This window comes from Nocardiopsis sp. LOL_012 (genome assembly GCF_048060475.1).
GTDB lineage: Bacteria > Actinomycetota > Actinomycetes > Streptosporangiales > Streptosporangiaceae > Nocardiopsis.
Map to the genome: position 1 here is coordinate 1 of NZ_JBHMIV010000049.1, position 26,514 is coordinate 26,514.

The 26,514-nt window shown below is 73.4% G+C and carries 11 protein-coding genes; all 11 read left to right on the forward strand.

What is annotated here, in order from left to right; genetic code table 11:
* Nucleotides 1-377 precede the first annotated feature (377 nt).
* Nucleotides 378-857 carry a septum formation family protein gene (locus tag ACFHWE_RS22230; RefSeq protein WP_416603813.1) on the forward strand — a complete coding sequence of 160 codons (480 nt, stop codon included), beginning with the start codon at nucleotides 378-380 and terminating at the stop codon, nucleotides 855-857.
* Nucleotides 858-1,027: 170 nt separating this feature from the next.
* A complete protein-coding gene (locus tag ACFHWE_RS22235) occupies nucleotides 1,028-1,624 on the forward strand; it encodes a septum formation family protein (protein WP_416603814.1) in 597 nt (198 codons plus the stop codon).
* 742 nt (nucleotides 1,625-2,366) lie between these two features.
* Nucleotides 2,367-4,685, forward strand: a complete 2,319-nt coding sequence (locus tag ACFHWE_RS22240; protein WP_416603815.1) for an ATP-binding protein — start codon at nucleotides 2,367-2,369, stop codon at nucleotides 4,683-4,685.
* Between the two features lie 88 nt (nucleotides 4,686-4,773).
* Nucleotides 4,774-5,199, forward strand: coding sequence for a roadblock/LC7 domain-containing protein (locus tag ACFHWE_RS22245; protein WP_028647514.1), 426 nt, complete (start codon nucleotides 4,774-4,776; stop codon nucleotides 5,197-5,199).
* Nucleotides 5,200-5,760: 561 nt separating this feature from the next.
* Entirely contained in the window at nucleotides 5,761-5,910 is a 150-nt protein-coding gene (locus tag ACFHWE_RS22250; protein ID WP_416603816.1) for a hypothetical protein, read from the forward strand.
* Nucleotides 5,911-5,940: 30 nt separating this feature from the next.
* A complete protein-coding gene (locus tag ACFHWE_RS22255) occupies nucleotides 5,941-6,300 on the forward strand; it encodes a DUF742 domain-containing protein (RefSeq protein ID WP_416603817.1) in 360 nt (119 codons plus the stop codon).
* 22 nt (nucleotides 6,301-6,322) lie between these two features.
* The gene (locus ACFHWE_RS22260) at nucleotides 6,323-6,880 is read left to right on the forward strand and encodes a GTP-binding protein (RefSeq protein WP_028647512.1); all 558 of its coding nucleotides are present in this window, start codon (nucleotides 6,323-6,325) and stop codon (nucleotides 6,878-6,880) included.
* A 62-nt stretch (nucleotides 6,881-6,942) separates the two neighbouring features.
* Entirely contained in the window at nucleotides 6,943-8,202 is a 1,260-nt protein-coding gene (locus ACFHWE_RS22265; protein ID WP_416603818.1) for a styrene monooxygenase/indole monooxygenase family protein, read from the forward strand.
* Between the two features lie 605 nt (nucleotides 8,203-8,807).
* The gene (locus ACFHWE_RS22270) at nucleotides 8,808-16,793 is read left to right on the forward strand and encodes an SDR family NAD(P)-dependent oxidoreductase (RefSeq protein ID WP_416603819.1); all 7,986 of its coding nucleotides are present in this window, start codon (nucleotides 8,808-8,810) and stop codon (nucleotides 16,791-16,793) included.
* On the forward strand, nucleotides 16,780-20,079 hold the full coding sequence (locus ACFHWE_RS22275; RefSeq protein ID WP_416603820.1) for a type I polyketide synthase: 3,300 nt from the start codon (nucleotides 16,780-16,782) through the stop codon (nucleotides 20,077-20,079). Before ACFHWE_RS22270 ends, ACFHWE_RS22275 begins: the two co-directional genes overlap by 14 nt.
* A 36-nt stretch (nucleotides 20,080-20,115) precedes the next feature.
* Nucleotides 20,116-26,265: a type I polyketide synthase gene (locus ACFHWE_RS22280; RefSeq protein WP_416603821.1), complete on the forward strand. Its 6,150-nt coding sequence runs from the start codon at nucleotides 20,116-20,118 to the stop codon at nucleotides 26,263-26,265.
* Nucleotides 26,266-26,514 lie beyond the last annotated feature (249 nt).

The following is a 26,514-nucleotide window of genomic DNA, read 5'->3' on the forward strand; positions in this document are numbered from 1 at the left end:
TTGGCAGAGCAGCTGACTCTTAATCAGCGGGTCCGGGGTTCGAGTCCCTGATGACGCACCGAAACCAAGGCCCCGGCTAGCGCCGGGGCCTTTTTGCGCCCTGATCCGTCTCCCCCCGCCGGGCCGCCTGCGGTGGCGCGCCTGCCGGGTCCGGGCAGGACCGGCACCGTGTTCGGTCGGTGGATTGCTCTAGGGTGATGGAACACTCCGGCTTGCGCGGCCGTGCCATTGCCAGCCAGGAAAAGCACGAATAGTGATCCCCTTGTCGCTATTCGTATTCTCCTTTTGCGGGGCGGGCACGCTCGTCGGCCGTGAGTGCCATCCCCATCCCCTGCGCCGTCCTTTCCGGGACGGCCCATTCCTCAGCGGAGTACTCCATGGCTTCACTTCCCCTCACCGTCCGCGGCGCGGCCCTGTCGGCGGCCGCGGCAGCCGCCGCCCTCGGCCTCACCGGCTGCGGTGCGCTGACGTCCCTCCTCGGCGGCAGCGCCTTCCAGCTCGAGGTCGGCGACTGCTTCATCGAGGAGGAGGTGTTCGACACCAGCGCCCAGCAGGAGGTGACCGACGTCCCCCTGGTCGACTGCGCTGAGCCGCACGACTCCGAGGTCTTCTACAACCACGACCTTGAGGGTGACACCTTCCCCGGGCTGGAGAGCATCGACACGGAGACGGAGGAGGTGTGTCTCGGGCAGGCCTTCACCGACTTCATCGGTGTCGAGTACCTGGAGTCGGAGATCTTCGCCGGTGCGCTGAGGCCGACCCAGCAGTCCTGGGAGAACCTCAACGACCGCAGGATCACCTGCTACGTGACCGTCGACGAGCCGGTCACCGGCACCCTCCAGGGCGCCAACCGCTAAAGGCCCGCACCGGTTCTTCCCGCGCCCGCACGGTCCTGCCGTGCGGGCGCGTGCCATGGGACGAGGGCTCCGTGGCGGAGAACACCGAACATTTCGTCCGAGCGGCGCATCTGGACCAGTGTCGCCGCTTTCCGGACGGTGGAAAGCGGGACGATTCCTGTGGAGTGATCATGTCGCCCGAGACGCGCCGTTCGATACCAGGCCGATTCATCCTGCTGCCCCTGGCCGTCGCAGCCGCGGCGGCCCTGGCGGGGTGCGGCCCGCTGCCCCTGCTCCCTCCCGCGCTCAGCGGGGACGGGCCGACGGTCGTGCCCGCGGCCTCGCCCACCGCCGTCGCCGCCGAGTCCGGGCAGACCACCGAACCGGAGCCGGTCGAGACCCACCAGCCCCAAGGGGCCGAGGACGTCAACGTGTTCTCCATCGGGGTGGGGGACTGCCTCGACGCCTACACGGGGGGAGGCGATGAGGGGATCTCCGACGTTCCGCTGATCGACTGCTCCGAGCCCCACGACTACGAGGTCTACTACTCCGGTGATCTGGAGGGGGACGAGTACCCCGGCCAGGAACGGGTCACCGAGCTGGCCGACGAGATGTGTCTGGGGCAGTTCGAGTCCTTCGTGGGCCTGCCCTATCTGGAGTCCCAGCTCAACTACACCTCGCTGTTCCCCACCGGGGACGGATGGACCAGGGCCTACGACCGCGAGGTGCTGTGCCTCGTCTATGACAGCGGGAAGGTCACCGGCACCCTTGAGGGCGCCTGGCGCTGAGCGCCTCTCCTCTCGGCCCGTACCGTCCCTGTGAACCGGACGGTGCGGGCCGAACCGCTGGAGGGCTGAGTGGACCCTCCACACTTGGGTCTGCTTTGTGGGAGAAAGTCCTTTTCAGGACTTTTTCCTCTTCTGCTCTACCAGTGGGATATCGGGTGTCGAGATGTCGTATCCCTGATGTGATCTGGGGCACCTTATGTAGCGGGACCTAGGTCACTGGATAGAAAAAACAGACATATAAGACTTTTCGTTTGGGTGAATCATGTCCGTGTTCCCGCACGTCACCCGGGGTTCTGATAGGGGTTCCAGAGCGATCTTTCGAATCGCCTCCCCGTTGGAGGGGCCTTTGTTAGTCTGACCACTCGAACGATGGTTCTCGGCGGATGTACGGGAATGATGCCGAACATGGACGCATGTCTACGGATGGGGCGTTATTCTTCCTATCCGAGCGTCCGTCCGGGTGCGGTCGCGCCGCCGAGACGTTCCCCGGCCCGCGGGACCCCCGTGTGGTCGCTCGGGGAGGCACTCCCCCGGACCAGGGGTGGTGTGGTGCCACCACCGATCCGCCCACCCGATCCGAGGAGACGAGACCGTGGCACAGGCTCCGTCACCGCATGAACGCGATGGCAGCCCGTCGGCCGATACGCGGCCGGCGGGGGAGGGGCGGGAGGGCAGGCTCCGACGGGCCATCTCCCGGATGGTCAAGTCCCAGAACCCACCGGAGACCGAGCGAGGACATCCCGTGCATCAGCCCGTGCATCCGCACTCGCGGCCAGGCGACCGCCCGACGGATCGGGGGGAGAGCCGGAGCGGCGCGGACCCCGAACCCAAGGAGGGCACGGCGGACAAGCCGGTCGGCCCCTTCTCCGGACCCGCTGAACAGGGGTACCGACCGGCCACGCTCAGGAACGTTCCCAACCCCTACACGACCCGGCGCCTGGAGATCGACGACGTCGACACCGGTGCCCACGCGGTCGGCCGCTGGCGCGGTGTGGGGATGGACCAGCCCGGCCGCCGGGACCGCCCGGCCCGGCCGGACGCCCCGGTCGAGGAGGGCGGGCGGGAGCCGGCCGAGCCCCGGCAGTCCGCCCCCGTGGCGGCCGCCGAACCCCGTGCCTCGTCCTCCCCCCGAAGCGGTGGCGGGGCGTTCGAGAGTGCGGAGGACCGCGCCGGGGCGTCTGCGGACACCGGGAGACGTTCCGCTTCGGAGCACGCGGGTGTGCGAGAGCCGTACACGCCACCGGCCGAGCAGCACGGGGCCGACCCCGTGGAGGGAGGTTCGCGCATGGAAGACCAGCCGGACCCGTACGGGGCCTCCGAGCCCCGTGACACGGGCCGTATCACAGAGACGGCCGCTCCCGGGCAGCGCCCGGCCACGCCCTACGAGGTACCCCGGGCGTACCGGGAGCCCGCGGAGCCGCCCGCGCCGCACGGCCCGTACCAGGGCCCGGCCGCGCCCCCCGTCCCTCCGGCGCCCGCGCCGCAGGGCTACGCGCCCCCGGCACCGCCCGCCGCGCCGCCCCAGCAGCACGCACAGGACCCGTACGCCGGCTGGCCGGGTACCGTTCCCGCACCGGACCAGCGCCCCTACGCCGACCACCAGCGGCCCGCGCCACAGCCCGCCGCTCACCACCACCCGGCGCCCTACGCCCCGTCGCACCCCCTGATGGCCTACCCGGGCGCCTATCCGTTCCCCTTCCAGCCCCCCGGCTACGCCTTCCCGGGGCAGCCGGTGGTCTACCAGGCCCCCTACGGCGCCTACGGCCCACCGGTGCAGCACATCATCGTGCTCACGGCCGGGCAGCCGCCGCAGGTGATCACCACGGAGCCGGGCGCGCCCGCCGGGCACGCGCGGGAGGTCCCCGGGACGGGCGACGGAGCCCGCACGACGGCCTCGCCCGAACCGGAGGAGAACGCCGCGCCGGAGGCGGTGCCCGCACCCGAAGCGGCCAAGGAGATCCCGGCAGCGGAGGACCCGGCACCGGACGCCTCCGCCGAGCGGGCCCCCGAGAGCGGGGAGGGCGAGCGCGCCAGCCTGCTCAACGAGGCCCTCGCGGGCCTGGCCATGCGCGACCTGTCGCTGGTGGACTCGCTGCTTGAGATGGTCGAGGAACTGGAGACCGACACCCAGGACCCCGACCTGCTCGACAAGCTCTTCAAGATCGACAACTTCGCGACCCGTATGCGGCGCAACGGGGAGAACTTCCTGGTGCTGACCGACCACGACGGCGGCGAGTCCGACGCCCACGACGAGATCGTCCCCCTGCTGGACGTCGCCCGGGCGGCCACCTCCGAGATCAAGGACTACCCGCGGGTGCGGCTGGGCAAGCTCCCGCAGACCTGCATCACCGGTCTGGCGGCCGACGACATCAGCCACCTGCTGGCCGAGCTTCTGGACAACGCCACCTCCAACTCGCCCGAGCACTCCCAGGTCGTGGTCAGCGCCAGGGAACTGGACGACGGCCGGCTCATGATCGTGGTCGAGGACGAGGGGGTGGGCATCCCCGAGGCGCAGATCGCCGCGCTCAACCAGCGGCTCCAGGGCGATCCCGTCCTCGACGACGAGGTGCCGCGCCACCTGGGGCTGTACGTGGCGAGCCGGATCGCCCGCAGGCACGGGCTGGAGGCCCGGCTGGAGTCGCGCTCCTTCCGCGGGGTCAACGCCTACGCGATCATCCCCAAGCACCTGCTGAGGGTGGTCACACCGCCCACGGCGGGCCAGTCCCGCACCACGACGGTCCGCTCGGTCGCCCCGCCCGCGTCGGCTCCGACCCCGCTCACCAAGGGCAACGGGTCCAAGGGCGCCCCGACGGCCGCGCCCCGCAGCGGAGGCGACGCGGCCGTCACCTCCGCGGGCCTGCCCCGGCGCAGCGCCACCCCGCACGGATCGCCGCTGCGGATGATGCCCCCGATCGGCCAGTCCACCAACGGCGCGTCGGAGGACACGCCGCCGAAACTGACCGGGCGGGCGCGCGCCGAGCAGATCCGCGACGAACTCGGAGACTTCCTCGACGGCGAACGCGAGGCCCTCGAGGACGGGTCGGGCGGTGAGGCCTCGTGATCCCCCTCCCTTCCCGACCCGGACCCACGGTGCCGGAGTGCACCCCCCGGAACCACGAAGACGACACTCGGCCGAGGCAGGTATACCGATGACCGAACCCGCAACTGACAGTGTTGAGAACTTCTCCTGGCTGATCGACCGGTTCGTCCGGGACGTCCGAGGAGTCGAGCACGCCGTGGTGGTCTCCTCCGACGGCCTGGTCCTCACACACTCCAGCGACTTCCCCGAGGAGCACGCCGAGCAGTTGGCGGCGATCGCCAGCGGCCTGCACAGCCTGGCCGTCGGCGGTGCCGGACTGTTCCAGCGGGGCGAGTGCGAGCAGCTCCTGGTCCGGTTCAACAAGGGGCACCTGTTCATCATGGCCATCAGCGACGGCTCGTGCATGGCGGTGCTGACCGCGCCGGGGAGCGAGTTGAAGATCGTCGGGTTCCAGATGACCAAGCTGGTGGAGAACGTCGCGCACGTCCTCACCCCCCAGTTGCGGTCGCAGTTGCGCGAAGTCATCCAGAGCTGAGCACGGCGACTCGTAGCGGTTCGACAAGGATCACGAGAAGGTTGCCACTGACGTCAAGGGATCCCGGTCCTGAGGGGCCGGGCTTTCAACCCGATGGGCTGAGGGCCGCCTTGACCAGCACCAGCCATCACCGATGAGGAGGTGAGCTCGATGGCTACGTTCCACACAGGACAGAAGACCCACCAGGCTGTGCTTCCTCAGCGGGCTGCTCTGGAATCCGTGCCAGCAGCGCCCACCGCGAACGGCGGGACCCTGCCTCGGATCGGGCGCGAAACGGGGCGCGGACATTGCGCGAGTGATCGTTCCGCGGTACCCGGTGTGGAACCTGTGCGAGGGGAGACCGCCGGTGGCGCAGAGGTGGGTACCGTCACTGAGACCGTCGCGGCGGTGCTGGAGGCTGGGTGCCCAGGGCGGGGATTCTACTCACGTACCCGGCCCAACCGGTATGGGTTTCCCCGCCTGAAGTTGCCTCGCACCAAGAACTTCTTCGGGTTTGTCACCGGAGACTTGGCCCAGGCCGTCGTCCCGAGAGGGAAGAAGGCCGGGACCCACACCGGGCGGGTGGCGGTACGAGCCTCAGGGAGTTTCAATATCACCACCGCCCACGGCACCGTCCAGGGCATCGGTCACAAGCACGTACGCCTGCTCCAGCGGGCGGACGGTTACGCCTACATCCTCGGGAAGGAGGAGGGCGTTTCCTCCCGGTTCTGAAGGACCGGGTCTCCACGCCCAACACGATCGATGAGCTTCCGCAGGCGAAGGAGTAACCGCGTCCGCCCGTTCACCTTCACGGGCGGGCGGACGCGGTCGCGGCATCCGCTGATGGTGCAGACGCTGGTTTCGACGTCCGAACCGGGACAGGAGCCGCCGAGTACCCTCATGCCGGAGTCGATCAAGATCTACCGACTGTGCCGGGAGACGCGGTCACTCGCCGAGGTCTCGGCGGAACTGAACATCCCCTTGGGTGTGACCCAGGTTCTGGTCAGTGACCTGGCCGAGCAGGATCTGGTGTACATTCACCCGACCATCACCGGCAGCAGTCCATCCGAAAACCAGGTTCTGGAGAGGGCTCTTCGTGGTCTCGAACGACTTTTCCAGTGACGGCAGGTCGAATCGTAAGAAGATGTCGAGCAAGATCGTCATCGCCGGAGGCTTCGGTGCCGGCAAGACGACCTTGGTGAGCTCGGTGTCGGAGATTCCGCCGGTCACCACAGAAGCGGTCATGACCGAGGCGAGTATCGGCCATGACGACACATCCATCACACCCGACAAGAAGACGACCACCGTCGCGATGGACTTCGGTCGCATCACGATCGACGACGAGCTGGTCATGTACATGTTCGGTACACCGGGCCAGGCACGGTTCTGGTTCATGTGGGACGATCTCGTCCGGGGCGCGGTCGGCGCGGTGGTGGTGGTCGACTGCCGCAGGCTCGCGGACTCCTTCGACGCGGTCGACTACTTCGAGACGAACAAGCGCATCCCCTACATCGTGGCCCTGAACAGGTTCGAGGGCCGTCTCGAATACACGACCGAGCAGGTCCGCGAGGCACTGGAGGTCAGCCCCGAGGTGCCGATCATCGACTTCGACGCGCGGCACCGCGGCTCCGGAGGAGAGGTCCTCAAGACGCTGCTGCGGTACGCGCTGGAACACAACCGAGCCGGAGAGACGGTCGCCTGAACCCAGGGGGGCGGACTGCCCTCCACACCGCCCCTTCGCATTCCCTCGAAAGTTAGCGACAGATGCGCAAGATCCTGATCGTCGGTGCGGGCCACGCCGGTCTGCACCTGGCCCACGGGCTGTTGACCGAAGGCTACGACGTCACGGTGATCACCGGGCAGTCCTCCATGGAGATCCGCTCCGGCAAGCCGTCCATCTCCCAGTTCACCTTCCCCACCGCCCTGGAGTACGAGCGCAAGTTCGAACTCGACTTCTGGAGCGCGCTCTCCCCGCAGATCCGTGAGCAGAAGCTGGCCCTCTTCCAGGAGGGGATCGCGGTCACCTCCATCAGGGGCCGCTCCCACCCCGGGAACGGCTACGCCGTGGCGGTGGACCGCCGGGTGAAGATGGCCGACTGGCTGGAGTTCTTCGAGGACCGCGGAGGGAAGGTGGTGATCCACGGGGTCACCGTCACCGATCTCGACTACTTCTCCCGGATGTTCGAGCTGATCATCGTGGCGGTTGGCCACGGGGAGCTGGGCCAGCTCTTCGACCACGACACCAGCCGGTTCAGCGGTGCCCGTCCGAGGGCGCTGGCCCAGGCGTACGCCTACGACCTGTGGCCTCCCCACGAGGGAGAGTCGGAGAATATCGGTTGGTTCGGGGTGACCGAGGAGGCGGGCAACATCATGCTCGTCCCGATCCTCACCCAGGAGGGGCCCGCGCACAACCTGCTGCTGGTGGACAAGAAGGGCGGGCCGATGGACGCCTGGCCGGACCGGCCGGGGCCGGAGGAGCAGTTGCGCAGGATGAAGGACCTGATGCGCCAGTACGCGCCGGACTTCTTCGAGCGTGCCAAGGACGCGATGCTGGTGGACGGGCGCAGCACCCTTGTCGAGGACTTGACGCCGCAGGTGCGCAACCCCGTGGGGCGGCTGCCCTCCGGCGGGCTGGCCATCGGGATGGCCGACGTGGTCGTCACCATGGACCCGTTCGTGGGGCAGAGCTGGAACAACTCCACCCGCTGCGCCGAAGCCTATCTGGAGAGCATCATCGAGCATGGCGACAAGCCGTTCGACGAGGCGTTCATGGTCCGGGCCTTCGACCGGTTCTGGGAGTTCGGGCGGGACAACCAGATGTGGTCGGAGTTCGCCTCCACGATGGTCGAGCAGGCGCTGCCCGAACACATCATGAACATCGTGGGGGCGGCCGTGCAGTACCAGGAGGTCGCCGACCGCTGGATCCAGGGCTGGGACTGCCCGTCCGACTTCAAGCACTGGATGTTCGATCCAGAGACCGCGCAGCGCTACATCGCCGAGGTGCGGGCCCGCAACGCCGGTTGAGCCCTTCCGTGAGAGTCCGGTGCCTGCAGTTGGCACCGGACTCCTTCGTGTATGCGGTCCCTCCGCTACGGAGAGTCCCCCTCTCGGGGCGACCGTAAGGGCCGATCCGGTCCCGCGCTGTCCTATGACGTGCTTCACCCGCCGCGCGCCGCCCGCGGCCGTGCACAGGTGTTCCCGGAGGGCCCTGCAGCCGCGCGCATATCCCGGTGGCCCGCGCTGAATTACGGGTATGTCTTTCCGTGGAGGGAGGGAAATGGGTTCTGTTGCGGGAAACCGCTGCACACGGTTTCACGTTCGGCGCAAATCTGATTTCTCCTCCTCCTCAAACCCCATAAAGTCCTGACCGAATCCCCTGTCCGAAAAAGGAAGCATGCTTGTCAGCGCTCGCGAGCAAGCGTTACTCTCCCTCATGCTGGTTCCCATTTGGCCCAAAATCGCATTGTGTGGGTTGCTTGGGTCGGTAGTTGTGATTCTGGGGGCTGGGGTTGTCACATGTCCGAACTTCGCCGTGCCCTCACCACCGTTCCTGTGCACCTACACGGGCAGTTTCATGGGACGTGAACGCGGTCGGGCCGGACGAGGGCAGTCGAAAGGGAAGGGTGACGATGAACGGCGGACCGACGGGAACCCCCGTCCCCGGCAGTTGGGAACCCATAGCGATCATCGGCCTCTCCTGCCGTTTTCCGGGCGCCGGAAACCCCGAAGCCCTGTGGCGTCTGCTCGGTGAAGGCCACGAGGCCATCAGCGGTCCACCCGAACGGCTCGGCGGCGGATCACCCGAACGCGGTCCCGACTGGGGCGGCTACCTCCACGACGCGGAATACTTCGACGCCGCCTTCTTCGGGATCTCCCCCCGCGAGGCCCTGGCGATGGACCCGCAGCAGCGCCTCATGCTCGAACTCGGCTGGGAGGCCGTGGAGAACGCCCGCACCGCCCCCGGCTCCCTGCGGGACTCCCGGGTCGGCGTGTTCGCCGCCGCCATCGGCTCCGACTACGCGCTCCTGCACGACCGGGGCGGCCCCGAGGCCATCACCCACCACACCCTCACCGGCACCCACCGCAGCATGGTCGCCAACCGGGTCTCCCATGCCCTCGGCCTGCGCGGCCCCAGCCTCACCGTCGACGCCGGCCAGGCATCCTCCCTGGTCGGCGTGCACCTGGCCGTGGAGAGCCTGCGCCGCGGCGAGAGCGACTTCGCCCTGGCCGGCGGGGTCAACCTCATCCTGGTCCCGGAGAGTACCGAGCAGGTCGAGCGCTTCGGCGGCCTGTCCCCCGACGCCCGCCTCCGCGCCTTCGACGCCGGAGCCAACGGCTACGTGCGCGGCGAGGGCGGCGCCGTCGTCGTCCTCAAACCGCTCGGCCGCGCCCTGGCCGACGGCGACCGCGTACACGCCGTCATCCACGGCGGGGCCGTCAACCACGGCGGCGGCGACTCCTTCCTCACCCGGCCGACCGTCCGGGGGCAGGCCGAGGCCATCCGGGCCGCCCACGCCGACGCCGGCAAGGAGCCCGGTCGGATCGGCTACGTCGAACTGCACGGCACCGGCACCCCCACCGGGGACCCGGTGGAGGCCGCCGCGCTAGGCGAGGTCTTCGCCGCCGGGCGGGAGGAGCACCTGAGGGTCGGGTCGGTCAAGACCAACATCGGCCACCTGGAGGGCGCCGCAGGAATCGCGGGCTTGGTCAAGACCGTGCTCGCCCTGGAACACCAGCAGATCCCGCCCACCCTCAACTTCATCGAACCCGCCCCCGGCATCGACCTCGACGCCCTGGCCCTGAAGGTGCAGACCCGCCGCGAGCCCTGGCCCGTCCACACCCCGCTGGCCGGGGTGTCCTCCTTCGGCATGGGCGGCACCAACTGCCACCTCGTCCTGGGGCCCGCCCCCGCCGACGTCACCGCGGCGGAAGAGGGAGCGGCCACCCGGACCCTGGACCCGGTCCCCTGGGTGCTGTCGGCCCGCTCCGAGGAGGCACTGCGGGCCCAGGCCAGCGCCCTGCACGCCCACGTCTCCGCCCGTCCCGGCATCAGCGCCCGGGACGTCGGCTTCTCCCTGGCCACCACGCGCGACGTGTTCGAGCACCGCGCCGTGGTGTTCGCCCCCGGCGACGGCGGCACCCGTGAACTGGAGTCGGTGCGCTCCGAGAGCGTCGCCGCCGTCGACGGCCCCGGACCGGTCCTGGTCTTCCCCGGACAGGGCGGCCAGTGGATCGGCATGGGCCGTGACCTCCTGGAGGCCGATAGCCCTCCTGCCGAGGCGTTCGCCGCGCGGGTCCGCGAGTGCGAACGGGCCCTCGACCCCTACGTGGACTGGTCCCTGGCATCGGTGCTGCGCGGTGAACCGCAGGCCCCTGCGGTGACCGGTGCCCTCGCCCGCGTCGACGTCATCCAACCGGTGCTGTGGGCCGTCATGGTCTCCCTGGCTCGGGCCTGGGAGGCGCTGGGCGTGCGTCCCGCCGCCGTGGTCGGCCACTCCCAGGGCGAGTTGGCCGCCGCCTGTGTGGCCGGTGCCCTGACGCTGGAGGAGGCCGCCCGGATCGTGGCCCTGCGCAGCCAGGCCGTGGCCGAACTCGCCGGGACCGGCGGCATGGCCTCGCTGGGCGTGTCCGTGGAGGAGGCCGAGGAGCTCACCCGAGTCCTGCCCGACCTGCACGTTGCCGTGGTCAACGGGCCCGAGTCCGTGGTGCTCTCCGGTTCTCCGCGCTCGGTGCGCGCCGCGGTCGAACGCTGCGCCGACCGCGGCGCGCACGCGGCTCTCGTCGAGGTGGACTACGCCTCCCACTCCCCGCACGTGGAGCGCATCCGGAGCCGGATCGCCGAGCGGTTGGGGCGGGTACGGTGGCAGGCTCCAGAGGTGCCCTTCTACTCCACTCTCACCGGCGCCGAACTGGGCGGACGGGCACTGGACGCCGACTACTGGTACGCGGGCCTGCGCAGCCCCGTGCGGTTCTCGCGCGCCGTGGACGCCCTGGTCGCCGACGGGCACCGGGTCTTCCTGGAGGCGAGCCCCCACCCGGTCCTCACCCACGGCTTGCGGGACGCGCTGGAGCGGGCCGGGGCGTCCGGCCACGTCCTCAAGACACTGCGCAGGGGAGAGGGCGACCAGGCGCAACTGCTCAACGCCGCGGCCCGCGCCTTCACGGCCGGGGTGGACATCGAGTGGCCGCGCCTGTTCGAGGGCACCGGGGCGCGCCGCACCGACCTGTTCCCCTACCCGTTCCAGCGCCGCCGCTTCTGGCCCGGGATCGCCGTCGGGGCTCGTACCGGGACGGGGGTGGACTGGTCGGCTGCGCCGGAGGAGCCGGAGACGGTCCATGAGCGCACCGCCTCGGTGCTGGAACTGGTGGCGGAGCAGGCCGCCCGGGTGCTCTCCAGGGCCTCACTCGACCCGGGCGAGGAGGAACGCGCCTTCCGCGACCTGGGCTTCGACTCGATCATGATGCTGGAACTGCGCAACGCCCTGGACCGGCACACGGGCGTGCGCCTGGAGCAGACCGTGCTGTTCGAGCAGCCCACCCCGGCGGCTCTGGCCCGTTTCCTCGCTGGGGAGTTGGGCCGCGACGAGGTCAGTGTGGTGAGCGGACACCCGCAGCCCGCGGAACCGGACCCGAAGCCTCCCACCGTCCCGGCCCCGACGGCCCGGGACGGGGATCCGATCGCCATCACCGCGATGGCCTGCCGCCTGCCCGGGGGAACGGTCTCCCCGGAGGCGCTGTGGCGGCTCGTCGAGGAGGGGGCGGACGCCACCGGGGACTTTCCCGACAACCGTTTCTGGGACCTGGACGGGCTTTACCACCCCGAACCCGGAAAGCGCGGCCGCACCTACACCCGTCGCGGCGGGTTCCTCTACGACGCCGACCTGTTCGACGCCGACTTCTTCGGGATCTCCCGCCGCGAGGCCGACGCCATGGACCCCCAGCAGCGTTTGGTGCTGGAGACCTCCTGGGAGGCCGTCCACCGTGCAGGGCTCACCGTGGAGGAACTGCGGGCGTCGCCGGTGGGCGTGTTCGTGGGGGCGATGGCCTCCGACTACGGGCCCCGGCTGGCCGATCCGGCCGGAGAGGCCGACGGGGGGTACCGGCTCACCGGTTCCACCTCCAGCGTCGTCTCGGGGCGGGTCTCCTACGTGCTGGGCCTGCACGGCCCCGCGCTGACCATCGACACCGCATGCTCGTCCTCCCTGGTGGCGATCCTCCAGGCCGCCGAGGCGCTGCGCCGGGGCGAGTGCTCCATGGCCTTGGCCGGGGGCGTCACCGTGATGTCCAGCCCGGGTATGTTCCTGGAGTTCTCCGCCCAGCGCGGGCTGTCCCCCGACGGGCGCTGCCGGGCGTTCGGTGCCGGGGCCGACGGCACCGCCTGGGCCGAGGGCGTCGGCGTGCTCGTCCTGGAGCGCCTCTCCGACGCACGCCGGGCTGGCCGCCCCGTCCTGGCCCTGCTCCGGGGCGGGGCGGTCAACTCCGACGGCACCTCCAACGGGCTCACCGCCCCCAGCGGGCCGGCCCAGGAGCGGGTGATCCGCCAGGCCCTGGCCACAGCCGGGCTCGAACCGGGTGAGGTGGACGCCGTCGAGGCGCACGGCACCGGCACCAGGCTGGGCGACCCGATCGAGGCGTCCGCGCTCATCTCCGTCTACGGCCCAGACCGCGACGAGCCGCTGCGCCTGGGATCGCTCAAGTCCAATATCGGACACGCCCAGGCCGCCGCAGGGGTGGCCGGGGTGATCAAGACCGTGCAGGCGCTGCGCCACGGCCGCCTGCCGAGGACCCTGCACGCCGACGAGCCCACCCCGCACGTGGAGTGGGAGGGCAGCGGTGTGCGGCTGCTCACCGACGAGGAGCCCTGGCCCGACACCGGCAGGCCCCGCCGGGCGGCGGTGTCCTCGTTCGGGATCAGCGGCACCAACGCCCATCTGATCCTGGAGGGCGTCGTCGACGAGGGTACGCCGGTCCCCCCGCCGGACCTGCCGTTCAAGCGCCGCCGCCACTGGGCGGAACCCGCCTCCGTCCCGGCTCCGGCCACCACATCCGCGCTGCTGGGCGAGGGGGTGGAACTGGTCGGCGGCGACACCGTCTTCACCGGCGCCGCCGCCGTGGACGCCCCGGCCTGGGCCGCGGACCACCGGCTGCTCGGCCGGACCCTGCTGCCCGGTACCGCCCTGGTGGGCCTCGCGCTGCACGCCGGCGCCCGCACGGGTGCCCCGGCCGTCGCCGACCTCACCCTGGAGAGCCCGGTCTTGCTCCCGCGCTCAGGGACGGTCGACCTCCAGGCCACCGTCTCGGCCCCCCGCCCCGACGGCCACCGTGCCTTCACACTCCACTCACGGCTTCCCGGCGGGGACTGGACGCGCAACGCCTCCGGGGCACTCGCGGCTCCGGCCGGGCCGGTCCCGGGCTTCCCCGAGGACCTGCCGGGGGAGGCCGCGGACACCGGGCTGGACGGTGACGAGGCCTACGCCGGGCTAGCGCGCCGCGGCTACGCCTACGGCCCGGTCTTCCGAGGGCTGCGGCGGATATGGCGGCGCGGCGACGGAACGCTGCTCGCCGAGACGGCCCTGCCCGAAGGGCAGGCGCCCGGACCGTTCACCGGTCCGCACCCGGCCCTGCTCGACGCGGTCCTGCACGCGGTGCTCCTGCACGGCGGCTCCAGTGGCGACACCGAGTCGCCACTGGTCCCGTTCGCGTGGAGCGGGGTGCGCGCCGCCCCGGTCGGTGCACCGCCCCGCCTCCTGCGCACCCTCGTGGAGCACCGCGACGGCGACCGGTACCGCCTCTCCTGCACCGACGCCTCCGGATCCCCGGTGCTGACCGTCGACGAACTGGTCCTGCGCCCGATCGACCCCGCCGCCCTGCCATCGCTGCCCGACGAGGACCCCGGACTGTACCGACTGCGCTGGCAGGAGGTGGACGAGCCGCTCCCCGGGGACGCGGCCACCGTGGACCTCCCCTCGCTGGAGGCCCTGCCGGCAGAGGGCCCCGTGCCCGACACCGTCTACGCCGAACTGCCCGCCTCCGCCGTCTACGCCGACCACGAGTCGCTGCCCGCCGCCGTGCGCGAAGGGCTGCTCTCCGCCCTGGCCTCGGTACGCGCCTGGCTGGAGGACGCGCGCACCGCGCACGCCCGCCTCGTGCTCGTCACCTGGCGGTCGGTGTCCACCGACGGCGACGACCGGCTCAGCGGGCTGGCCGCCTCCTCGGTGTGGGGCCTGCTCCGCTCGGTCCAGCGCGAGCACCCCGACCGCTTCGTCATCGTGGACTCCGACGGCTCGGAGGACTCCCACCGGGTGCTCGGGCTCGTCGCCGGGACCGGCGAGCCCCAGGCGGCGCTGCGCTCGGGCCGGGTGCTGGTGCCCCGGCTGGTGCCGGCCTCCGAGGAGGGCGAACTCGTGCCGCCCGGTCCGCTGTGGCACCTGGCGGCCGAGACGCCGGGCTCCCTGGACGGGGTCGTCCCGATGCCCGCCCCCGAAGCGCCGCTGGGCGAGCACCAGGTCCGCGTCGCCGTGCGCGCGGCCGGGGTCAACTTCCGCGACGTCGTCGTCGCCCTGGGGATGATCCCCGACGACTACGGCATCGGTCTGGAGGGCGCTGGGACCGTCCTCGAAGTGGGGGCCGGGGTCACCGACCTGGCCCCCGGAGACCGGGTCGCCGGCATGCTCGACTCGGCCTTCGGGCCGGTGGCGGTCACCGACCGGCACCGCCTGGCCCGCATTCCGGAGGGGTGGGGCTTCGAGGAGGCCGCGGCCGTCCCCGTGGTCTTCCTCACCGCCTACCACGCCCTGGTGGACGTCGCGGCGGTCCGGCCGGGGGAGAGCGTCCTGATCCACGCCGCCGCCGGCGGGGTGGGGCTCGCCGCCGTCCAGCTCGCCCGCCACATGGGGGCCCGGGTGTTCGGCACCGCGAGCCCGCACAAGTGGGACACGGCCGTGGAGTACGGGGTGCCCCGTGAGCACCTGGCCTCCTCCCGCACCCTGGACTTCGAGGCGTCCCTGCGCGAGGCCAACGGCGGACACGGGTTCGACGTGGTCCTCAACTCCCTGAGCGGCGACTTCGTCGACGCCTCCCTGCGCCTGCTGCGCGCCCCCGGCGGCGGAGCGGGTGCGGGCGGCCGCTTCGTGGAACTGGGCCGCACCGACGTCCGGGACGAGGCGGAGGTCGCCGCCGAGCACCCCGGGCGCGGCTACCACTCGTTCGTCCTTCCCGACGTGCCCCATGAGCGGATCGGGCAGATGCTCGAACGCGTCATGGAGCTGTTCGCCGCCGGGTCCCTGCGCCCGCTGCCGGTGGCGGTCCACGACATCCGCCGCTTCCGTGAGGCGCTGCGCTCCCTCCAGCGGGGCGAGACCACCGGCAAGACCGTCCTGAGGGTGCCCGAGCCCTTCCCCGAGGGCTCCGCCGTGCTCATCACCGGCGGCACGGGCACCCTCGGCCACCGGGTGGCCCGCCACCTGGCCACCCACTACGGGGTCCGCGACCTGGTCCTGGTCAGCCGCAGCGGGGAGAAGGCCGACGGTCAACAGGAGCGCACCGAGGAGCTGCGCGCCCTGGGCGCGCGGGTCGGCGTCCACGCGTGCGACACCGCCGACCGTGCCTCCCTCGCCCGCCTGCTCGCGTCCCTGGACCGGCCGCTGGGCGCCGTCGTCCACGCCGCCGGGGTCCTGGACGACGCCACCGTGCTCTCCATGGACGCCGAACGGGTCGAGGCGGTCCTGCGGCCCAAGGCCGACGCCGCCTGGAACCTGCACGAGCTCACCGCCGACCTCGACCTGGGCGCGTTCGTGACGTTCTCCTCGATCGCCGGGATCCTGGGCACGGCGGGCCAGGCCAACTACGCGGCCGCCAACGTGTTCTGCGACGCGCTCGCCCACCACCGGCGCCAGCGCGGCCTGCCCGCCCTGTCCCTGGCATGGGGACTGTGGGACGGGGCCAGCGGCATGACCGGCCACCTCGACGGCGGTGACCTGGGGGTCCTGAGCCGGACCGGGGTGCTGCCCATGGCCCCCGACCGGGCCCTGGCCCGTATGGACGCCGCCCTCTACCTGGACCGTGCCGTCCTCGCCCCCGCCCTGCTCGACCCCTCGGCCGCCCCCGGCCTTCCGGTCCTGCGCGAGCTGGCCGACGGCTGTGAGGAGGCAGGGCCCGGGGAGGAAGCGGTCGAACCGGTGCTGTCGGCCGACCACCTGTCCGGGCTCTCCGAGGCCGATCGCGAGCGGATCCTGGTCGCCGCGGTGCGTGAGCACACCGGCGTCGTCCTGGGCCGGGGGGAGGAGGGCGGCGCCGGGGTGCCCGCCGACCGGCCCTTCAAGGAACTGGGCCTGGACTCCCTGACAGGGGTGGAACTGCGCAACCGCCTGGGGGCCGCCTGCGGCCTGCGGCTGCCCGTCACCGCGGTCTTCGACCACCCCACCCCGCGTGCCCTGGCCCGCCACGTCGCGGAGGAGCTCTTCCCCGACAACGGCCCCGTCCAGGACGACGGCGAGGCCCCCGACGACAGCGCGATCGACGACATGAACGTCGAGGGACTCCTCGAACTCGCTCTGGGAGGGGACGGCGCCCCCCGCGCCGAAGGTGAACAGGAGACCGTTGATGACTACCGATAGTGAGCAAAGCGCCCGGCTCGTCACGGCCCTGCGCTCGGCGCTGAAGAAGAACGAGCGCCTCCAGGAACGGCTGGACCGCGCCGGTGAACCCGTCGCCGTCGTCGGCCTGGCCTGTCGGCTGCCCGGCGGCATCGACACCCCCGAGGCCCTGTGGGACCTGATCGACCGCGGCGGCGAGGTCCGGGGTCCGCTGCCCGACGACCGCGACTGGGACCTGGGTGCCCTGCTCGGCGACGGCTCCGCGCCGCCCCTCTCCGCCATGTCCGAGGGCGCGTTCCTGGACGACGCCGCCGCCTTCGACGCCGACTTCTTCGGGATCAGCCCCCGCGAGGCGGAGGCCATGGACCCCCAGCAGCGGCTGCTGCTGGAGACGGCGTGGGAGGCACTGGAGCGCTCGGGGATCGCCCCGTCCGCGCTGGCGGGCAGTGACACGGGCGTCTACGTCGGAGCCGTCTCCCAGGAGTACGGCCCCTCGGCGACCGAGGCCCCCGACGACGGGTTCACGCTCAGCGGCACCAACCCCAGCGTCGCCTCCGGCCGTCTCTCCTACACCCTGGGCCTGCACGGCCCCTCCCTCACCGTCGACACCGCCTGCTCCTCGTCACTGGTGGCCGTACACCTGGCCGTGAGGGCACTGCGCGCCGGGGAGTGCTCCCTCGCGCTCGCGGGAGGGGCCACCGTCATGGCCCGGCCCGGGGTCCTCACCGAGTTCACCCACCTGCGCGGCGTGGCCGCCGACGGCCGCTGCAAGGCGTTCGGTGCCGGCGCCGACGGTGCCGGGTTCTCCGAGGGCGTCGGGATGGTCGCCCTGGAACGGCTCTCCGACGCGCGCCGGAACGGCCGCCGCGTGCTCGCCGTGATCCGCGGCGGGGCCGTTAACTCCGACGGCGCCTCCAACGGGCTGACCGCGCCCAGCGGTCCCGCGCAGGAGCGGGTAATCCGAGCGGCGCTGGCCGACGCCCGGCTGGCCCCGTCCGACGTCGACCTGGTCGAGGCGCACGGTACCGGCACCGTGCTCGGCGACCCCATCGAGGCCGGTGCGCTCATCGCCGCCTACGGGCGCGAACGCGCCCCCGACCGGCCGCTGTGGCTGGGCTCGCTCAAGTCCAACCTCGGCCACGCGCAGGCCGCAGCCGGGGTCTGCGGCCTGATCAAACTGGTGCTGGCGCTGCGCCACGGGGCGATGCCGCCCACGCTGCACGCCGACGAGCCCACCCCGCACGTGGACTGGGCGCAGGGCGCCGTCCGGCTGCTGGACCGGGGCCGGGACTGGCCCGACACCGCCGCGCCGCGCCGCGCCGCCGTGTCCTCCTTCGGTGCCAGCGGCACCAACGCCCACATCATCGTGGAGCAGGCCCCCGCCCCCGAACCCCCCGAACCCGCCGAGGCCGACCCGGGCCCGCACCTGTGGCCGCTGTCGGCCCGAGGCCCCCAAGCCCTCGCCGACCAGGCCCGCCGCCTGCGTGAGCGGGTGGCCGCCGACCCCGCCCTCGACCCCGCCGACGTGGGCCTGACCCTGGCCACCGCCCGCACCCGCTTCGAGCACCGCGCCGTCGCCTGTGGCCGCGACCGCGGTGCCCTGCTGGAGTCCCTGGCGGCGCTGGCCGAGCGCCGCCCCCACCCCGGCGCCGTCACCGGCCGCGCCCGCCCCGACCGCCGCGTCGTGTGGGTGTTCCCCGGTCAGGGCGGCCAGTGGGCGGACATGGCCGCGGACCTGCTCGCCCAGTCCCCGGTGTTCGCCGCGCGCATCGCCGACTGCGAGCGCGCCCTGGACCCGCACACCGACTGGTCGCTGACGGCCGTGCTGCGCCGCGCCCCCGGAGCGCCCTCCCTGGAGCGCGTGGACGTGGTTCAGCCGGTGCTGTGGGCGGTCATGGTCGCCCTCGCCGAGACGTGGCGCTCCCACGGCGTCCGCCCCGACGCCGTCGTCGGCCACTCCCAGGGGGAGGTCGCCGCCGCCTGCGTCGCCGGGCTGCTGTCCCTGGAGGACGCCGCCGCCGTGGTGGCACTGCGCGGCCGCGCCCTGCTGGAGCTGTCCGGCACCGGGGCGATGGCCTCCGTGGCGCTGCCCGCCGACCGGGTCCGCGCCGACCTCGCCGAACGCGGCGCCGACCTGCACGTCGCCGTCGTCAACGGCCCGGCCTCCACCGTGGTGGCGGGCCAGACCGAGGCCGTCGCCCGCCTGGTGGAGGACTACGACGGGCAGGGGGTGCGGGCCCGCCTCGTCGACGTGGACTACGCCTCCCACACGCCCCGCGTGGCCCCGCTGCGCGACCGGATCCACACCGACCTGGCTGGGATCGCCTCCCACGCCGGGGAGGTCCCCTTCCACTCCTGCGTGACCGCGGCACCGGCGGGGGAGGGGGACCTGGACGCCTCCTACTGGTACCGCAACCTCGCCGAGCCGGTCCGCTTCCACGACACGGTCCGCGCCCTGCTCGCAGACGGCCACGACCTGTTCGTGGAGGTGGGCCCGCACCCGGTGCTCTCGCCCGCCCTGCTGGAGACCTTCGAGGCGGAGGGGGCGCGCGGCGCCGCCGCCGTGGCCACCCTGCGCCGGGGCGAGGGCGGGGCCGACCGGTTCCGGCTGGCCCTGGCCGAGGCGTTCGCCTACGGCGCCGAGCCCGACTGGAGCACCCTGTTCCACGGCGGCGCCCGCCTCGTGGACCTGCCGACCTACGCCTTCCAGCACCGCCGCTACTGGCGCTCCCGAGGCACCGCCTCCGCCCACACCGCTCCCACCGGGCCCGCGCCGCAGGAGCCCGCCGAGGAGATGTGGAGCCTGCCCGGCGGGCTCTCCCCCGCCGAGCGCTCCCGGGCCGTCTTGGACCTGGTCCGCGCTGAGACCGCCGCGATCCTGGGCCACGACGGCCCCGAAGCGGTCGAACCGCTGCGCGGCTTCCTCGACGCCGGAGGCACCTCCCTGGGCGCGGTCCGGCTGCGCAACCGGCTGGTCGAGCTGACCGGCGTGGACCTGCCCGTCACGGTGGCCCTGGACCGGTCCACCCCCCAGGCCCTGGCCGAGCACCTGCTCGGGCTGCTCGACACCCGGTCGGCCCCGCCGCCGCTGCCGCTCCTGGACGAACTGGCCCGGCTCGAAGGCGCCGTCACCGCCGCCGAGTCCGCCGGCCCGGTCCCCGACGACGTCCGCGAGGAACTGACCGACCGGCTGCGCGGCCTGCTGCGCCGCGTCGACACGGCACCGGGTGAGGGCGGCCCCGACCTGGACGGGGCCACCGACGACCAGCTCCTGGCCCTCATCGACCAGGAGTTCGGGATCTCCTGACCCCGGATACCCGACCACGGCTGTGGGAGCGCGTACATGACCAGTACCGACAAGTTTCGCGAAACAGTCAAGAAGATGGCCCTCGACCTGCGCCGTTCCCGATCCCGGGCCGAGGAGTTGGAGCAGCGCGACCACGAGCCCGTCGCGATCGTCGGCATCGGCTGCCGCGCCCCCGGCGCCGCGAGCCCCGACGCGCTGTGGGACCTGGTGGCCGGGGGGCGCGAGACCCTCGGCCCCTTCCCCGACGACCGCGGCTGGGACCTGGACCGGATGCTGTCACCGGACCCGGACACCCCGGGCGCCACCCCCGTCCGCTCCGGCTCCTTCCTCGCCGACGCGGGCGACTTCGACCCCGCCTTCTTCGGGATCAGCCCCCGCGAGGCGACGGCCATGGACCCCCAGCACCGGCTCGTCCTGGAGACCGCCTGGGAGTCCCTGGAACACGCCGGGATCGTCCCCGCCTCCCTGCGCGCCACCCCCACCGGCGTGTTCGTCGGCCTGGTCGCCCAGGAGTACGGGCCGCCCGTCCAGGAGTCGCCGCCCGAACTCATCGGCTACCGGATGCTCGGCGGCATGACCGCCGTCGCAGCCGGCCGGGTGTCCTACACCCTGGGCCTGGAGGGCCCCGCCGTCACCGTCGACACCGCCTGCTCCTCCTCCCTCACCGCCCTGGCCCTGGCCGTGCGCTCCCTGCGCTCACGCGAGTCCTCCCTCGCCCTGGCCGGGGGCGCCAGCGTGTACACCGGCGTGTCCCCCTGGGTGTCCTTCGGCGAGCACGGTGCCCTGTCCCCCGACGGCCGCTGCAAGGCGTTCGGAGCCGGCGCCGACGGCACCGGCTGGGGAGAGGCGGCCGGCATGCTCGTCCTGGAACGGCTCTCCGACGCGCGCCGGAACGGCCGCCGCATCCTGGCCGTGCTGCGGGGCGTGGCCGTCAACCAGGACGGCGCCTCCAGCGGGCTGACCGCGCCCAGCGGTCCCGCGCAGGAGCGGGTGATCCGAGCGGCGCTGGCCGACGCCCGGCTGGCCCCGTCCGACGTCGACCTCGTCGAGGCGCACGGTACCGGCACCGTGCTGGGCGACCCCATCGAGGCCGGGGCGCTCGCCGCCGCCTACGGGCGCGAACGCGCCCCCGACCGGCCGCTGTGGCTGGGCTCGCTCAAGTCCAACATCGGCCACACCGGTGCGGCCGCCGGGGTCATGGGCGTCATCAAGGCCGTCCAGGCGCTGCGCCACGCGGTGATGCCGCCCACCCTGCACGCCGACGAACCCACCCCGCACGTCGACTGGTCCTCGGGGCCGCTCCGGCTGCTCACCGCCCCGCGCCCCTGGGACGCGACCGGGACACCGCGCCGCGCCGGGGTCTCCGCGTTCGGGGCCAGCGGCACCAACGTCCACGCCGTCCTCGAACAGGCCCCCGCCCCCGAACCCGCCGAGCACACCGCACCCGCAGCGGTACCCGTGCCGTGGGTGCTGTCCGGACACACCCCCGAAGCCCTCGCCGACCAGGCCCGCCGCCTGCGCGAGCGGGTCGCCGCCGACCCCGCCCTCGACCCCGCTGACGTCGGACTCACCCTGGCCACCGCCCGCACCGCGCACCCCCACCGCGCCGCCGTCGTCGCCGCCGACCGCGACACCCTCCTGGACCGCCTGGACGCCCTCACCGCAGGGGCCGCCCGCGAACCCGGCCTCGCGCGCGGCCGCGCCCGCCAGGGCCGGACCGTGTTCGTCTACCCCGGCCAGGGCTCCCAGTGGGAGGGCATGGCCCGCACCCTGCTCGCCGAGTCCCCCGTGTTCGCCGCGCGCGTCGCCGACTGCGAACGCGCCCTGGCCCCCCACAACGACTGGCGGCTCACCGACGTCCTCCTCGGCCGCGCCGGAGCCCCCGACCCCGACCGCACCGACATCGTCCCCCAACTGCTGTGGGCGGTCATGATCGCCCTCACCGCCGTGTGGCGCTCCCACGGCGTCCACCCCGACGCCGTCGTCGGCCACTCCCAGGGCGAAGTCGCCGCCGCGCACATCGCCGGAGCCCTCACCCTGGAACAGTCCGCGCAGGTCATCGCCGTGCGCAGCCGCCTGCTGGAGCGGATCACCGGCGACGTCGCCATGGCCGTCGTCTCCCTGGGCACCGACGCACTGGAACCGTACCTGGCCGCCGCCGACGGCGACCTGCGCGTCACCGTCCTCAACAGCCCCGGCACCACCGTCGTGGGCGGCGACCGCTCCGCCGTCGACCGCCTCATCGAGGCCTGCACCGCCGAGGGTGTGCAGGCCCGCCTGTTCGCCGAGCGCCTCATCTCCCACACCCCGCACGCCGAAGCGGTCCGCGACGACCTCCTGGGCTCCCTGGCCCGCCTCGCCCCCTCCGACCCCGACCTGCCCCTGTACACCTCGGTCACCGGTGGCCCTCTGGAGGGCCCCGCCGACGCCGCCCACTGGTACGCGGGCCTGAGCCGACCGGTCCTCTTCCAGGACGCCACCGAGGCCCTGCTCGCCACCGGGCACACACGTTTCATCGAGGTCAGCGCGCACCCCGTGCTCACCGCACCCCTGGCCGAGACCATCGCCCACACCGGCAGGGACGCGGCCACCGTGGCCACCCTGCGCCGCGACCAGGGCGGTACCGAACGCCTGCGCACCGCACTGGCCGAGGCGTTCGCCCACGGCGCCGACCCCGACTGGTCCGCCGTGTTCCACGGCGGCGCCCGCCCCGTGGACCTGCCCACCTACGCCTTCCAGCGCCGCCGCCTGTGGATGGCCCCCGCCGACGCCCGCTCCGACGCGGCCTCCGCCGGGCTGGAGTCCGAGGAGCACCCGCTGCTCGGCGCCGCCCTACCGCTCGCCGACACCGGCACCGTCGTGTTCACCGGCCGCCTCTCCCGCACCTCCCACCCCTGGCTGGGCGACCACGCCGCGGGCGACACCGTGCTGCTGCCCGGCACCGCCTTCCTCGACCTGGCCCTCACCGCCGGGGACCGGCTCGGCACGCCCCACGCCGTCGAACTCCTCGTGCAGACGCCCCTGGTCCTGCCCGAGACCGGCGCGGTCCAGCTCCAGGTCGCCGTCGAACGCGCCGACGAACGCGGCCACCGGGCGCTCACCGTCCACGCCCGCCCCGCTGGGACACCCGGAGCCCCCGACTTGGGCGACCGCCCCTGGATCCGGCACGCCACCGGCACCCTGGCCCCCGAACCCGCCATCGCCCCCCGCGACCTCGCGCAGTGGCCGCCCCCCGGGGCCGAACCCGTCGACACCACCGACCTCTACCCCGCCCTGGAGACCCTCGGCTACACCTACGGCCCCGCCTTCCGCGGCCTGACCGCCGCCTGGACGCGCGGCGACGAGGTGTGGGCCGAGGTCGAACTGCCCGCCGCCCTGCACGCCGACGCCGACCGGTTCGGGCTGCACCCCGCCCTGGCCGACGCCGCCCAGCACGCTCTTGGCTGTGCCTCCTGGACGCCCCGCGACGGGGTGCGGCTGCCCTTCGCCTGGAGCGGTGTCACCCTGCACGCCGCCGGGGCCACCCGGCTGCGCGTCCACGTGCGCCCCACCGGCACCGAGGAGGTGGCGCTCCTGCTCGCCGACTCCGGCGGGGCGCCCGTCGCCACCGTCGACTCCCTCGTCCTGCGCGCCCCCGCCGACGCCGCCGAACCGGTGGAGGCCGCCGACGACCTCTTCCACGTCGCCTGGGAGCCCGCCCCCGCGCCCGCCCCCGCCCAGAGGCAGAACTGGGCGGTGGTCGGCGAGGACCTGTTCGACACCGCCGCCGCGCTCACCGCCGCCGGGCACACCGTCCGCGCCCACGCCGACACCCCGGCCATGCTCGCCGCCCTCGACGCCGGGGCCCCCGTCCCCGACCGAGTCCTGCTGCCCCGTCTGCTCCCCCCGGTGGAGCCAGGCCCGGCCGACGCCCGCGCCGCCGTCACCGGCACCGTCGAGGCCGTGCGGCTGCTGCTCGCCGACACCCGAACCGAGAACGCCCGCCAGGTCGTGCTCACCCACCGGGCCGTGGCCGCCGCCGACGGCGAGGACGTGCCCGACCCGGCCCACGCCCCCCTGTGGGGGCTGGTGCGCGCCGCCGCACAGGAGCATCCCGGCCGGTTCGCGATCGTGGACACCGACGACCCCGGCCGCAGCGGCCCCGCCCTGGTCGCGGCGCTGACCGGCGACGGCGAGCAGACCGCCCTGCGCTCCGGGGAGGCGCTCACCCCCCGCCTGGTCCGCACCGAACGCACCGGTGCCCCCCTCTCCTTCGGCGACGGCACCGTCCTGGTCACCGGCGCCACCGGAACCCTGGGCGGGGAGATCGCCCGCCACCTGGTGGACCGGTACGGTGTGCGCGACCTCCTCCTGGCCAGCCGTAGCGGCCCGGAGGCCAAGGGCGCCGACGAGCTGAAGGCGGACCTGGCCGCCCGGGGCGCCCGCGTGACCCTGGCCGCCTGCGACACCGCCGACCGCGAGCGTCTGGCCGACCTGCTGTCGGAGCACCGCGTCACCGGGCTCGTCCACACCGCCGCCGTCCTGGACGACGCACTGCTCACCTCCATCACCCCCGAATCCGTCGACCGCGTGCTGCGTCCCAAGGTCGACGCCGTCCACCACCTGGACGAACTGCTCCCCGACGCGGCGGCGTTCGTGCTGTTCTCCTCCGCCGCGGGCACCCTCGGCAGCCCCGGCCAGGCCCACTACAGCGCCGCCAACGCCTACGCCGACGCGCTCGCCCACCGCCGGCGCGCACGCGGCAGGCACGCAGTGTCCCTGTCCTGGGGCATGTGGGCCCGGCGCGGCGGCGGCACCGCACGCCTGGACGACCGGGACCTGGGCCGCTACACCCGCCTGGGCATGGCCGGCCCGGTGGCCACCGGGCACGGGCTCGCCCTGCTCGACGCCGCCCTGGCCACCGGCCGCCCCCACCTGCTGCCGGTCCCCCTGGACCTGGCAGGGGCCCGGGCCCGCGCGGCCCGCACCGGCACGGTCTCCACCATGCTCTCCGCCCTGGTGCGCCCGCCGCGCCGCCGGGCGGGGGCCGCGGGCCCCGCCGCCGAGGCCCTGCGCGCCGTACTCGCCCGCACCCCCGCCGAGCAGCGCGCAGACACGGCCCTGTCCCACGTCTTGGCCGCCACGGCCGAAGTGCTGGGCCACACCGACACCGCCGAGATCGACGCCGACACCCCGTTCCTGGAGATGGGCTTCGACTCGCTCACCGCCGTCGAACTGCGCAACCGGCTCGCCGCGGCCACCGGCCTGCGCCTGCCCGCCGGACTGGCCTTCGCCCACCCGACGCCCCGCGGCCTGGCCGCCCACCTGCTCGCCGAACTGGTCTCCGGACCGGGGCCGGAGCCCGAATCGGCCTCGGCCCGCCCGGCCGCCGACGGGCTGGTGGACCTGTTCACGGACGCCTGCCACCGGCGGCGCATCACCGACGGGCTCGACCTGCTGTGGTCGGCCTCGCGGATGCGCCCCGCCTTCACCGGTACCGCCGACGCCGGTCCGCCCCGCGCCCCGGTCCGGCTCTCCCGTGAGGGGGAGGCGACCCGGCTCATCTGCCTGCCCTCGATCCTCATGGTCTCCGGGGTCCAGGAGTTCGCCCGCTTCGCCGGCCGCATCCGCGGCCACCGCAGGGTGGACGTCATCGCCCAGCCCGGGTTCGGTGACGGCGAACCGCTCCCGGCGAGCATCGGCGCCGTCGCCGACGTGCTGGCCGAGGCGGTCGCCTCCTGCGCGGGCGAGGACCCCTACGTCCTGGTCAGCCGCTCCTCCGGCGGCTGGGTCGCCCACGAGGTGGCACGCCGCCTGGAGGAGCTGGGCCGGCCGCCGGAACTGACCGCGCTGATGGATAGCCCCGACACCACCGACCTGGAGACTTCCGGCCTGCCCACCATCGAGGCGGGCGTGGTCGAGCGCGCCGAGGCGATCGGCACCATGGACGGGGTCCGCCTCACCGCGATGGGCGCCTACGTGCGCCTGTTCCGCGACTGGCGCCCCGGGCCGCTGGCCACCCCGGTGCTCCAACTGCGCCCCCAGCAGCCCACCATCGACCGCGACGGGCGGCCGCTCGCCCCGTTCACCTGGGCGTCCGAGCACGAGGTGCTGCGTGTGCCCGGCGACCACTTCAGCATGCTGGAGGACGACGTGGACAGGGTCGGCTCCCTCTTCCACGACCACCTCACCGCCCGAGGCCTGTGAGCCGGGCGGTCCCCGCCGCACCGGTCGGGCGGGGACCGCCCGGAACAACCGGCCCGCCGGTCGTGTTGCAGGGCCGGACACCCGATACTGGAGGGGCCCGCCCCCGCCCGGTGGAAAAACCGGTTGCCGACCCTCGTAGCCTTGAGACCTGTTGACTTACTCCCCCTCGTGAACGAGGGGGATTCCGGCAGCCGCCTACCGGCGGTTGGGGGCCTTGGCCCCGTCGCGGGTCGCCCCGCGGCCTTCCTG

What these genes read in the sequence shown, in the direction of transcription:
- ACFHWE_RS22245 (WP_028647514.1), top strand. Translation starts at nt 4,774, where the DNA reads ATGACCGAACCCGCAACTGACAGTGTTGAGAACTTCTCCTGGCTGATC.
- ACFHWE_RS22235 (WP_416603814.1), top strand. Translation starts at nt 1,028, where the DNA reads ATGTCGCCCGAGACGCGCCGTTCGATACCAGGCCGATTCATCCTGCTG.
- ACFHWE_RS22280 (WP_416603821.1), top strand. Translation starts at nt 20,116, where the DNA reads ATGACCAGTACCGACAAGTTTCGCGAAACAGTCAAGAAGATGGCCCTC.
- ACFHWE_RS22230 (WP_416603813.1), top strand. Translation starts at nt 378, where the DNA reads ATGGCTTCACTTCCCCTCACCGTCCGCGGCGCGGCCCTGTCGGCGGCC.
- ACFHWE_RS22270 (WP_416603819.1), top strand. Translation starts at nt 8,808, where the DNA reads ATGAACGGCGGACCGACGGGAACCCCCGTCCCCGGCAGTTGGGAACCC.
- ACFHWE_RS22255 (WP_416603817.1), top strand. Translation starts at nt 5,941, where the DNA reads ATGAGCTTCCGCAGGCGAAGGAGTAACCGCGTCCGCCCGTTCACCTTC.
- ACFHWE_RS22265 (WP_416603818.1), top strand. Translation starts at nt 6,943, where the DNA reads ATGCGCAAGATCCTGATCGTCGGTGCGGGCCACGCCGGTCTGCACCTG.
- ACFHWE_RS22275 (WP_416603820.1), top strand. Translation starts at nt 16,780, where the DNA reads ATGACTACCGATAGTGAGCAAAGCGCCCGGCTCGTCACGGCCCTGCGC.
- ACFHWE_RS22260 (WP_028647512.1), top strand. Translation starts at nt 6,323, where the DNA reads ATGTCGAGCAAGATCGTCATCGCCGGAGGCTTCGGTGCCGGCAAGACG.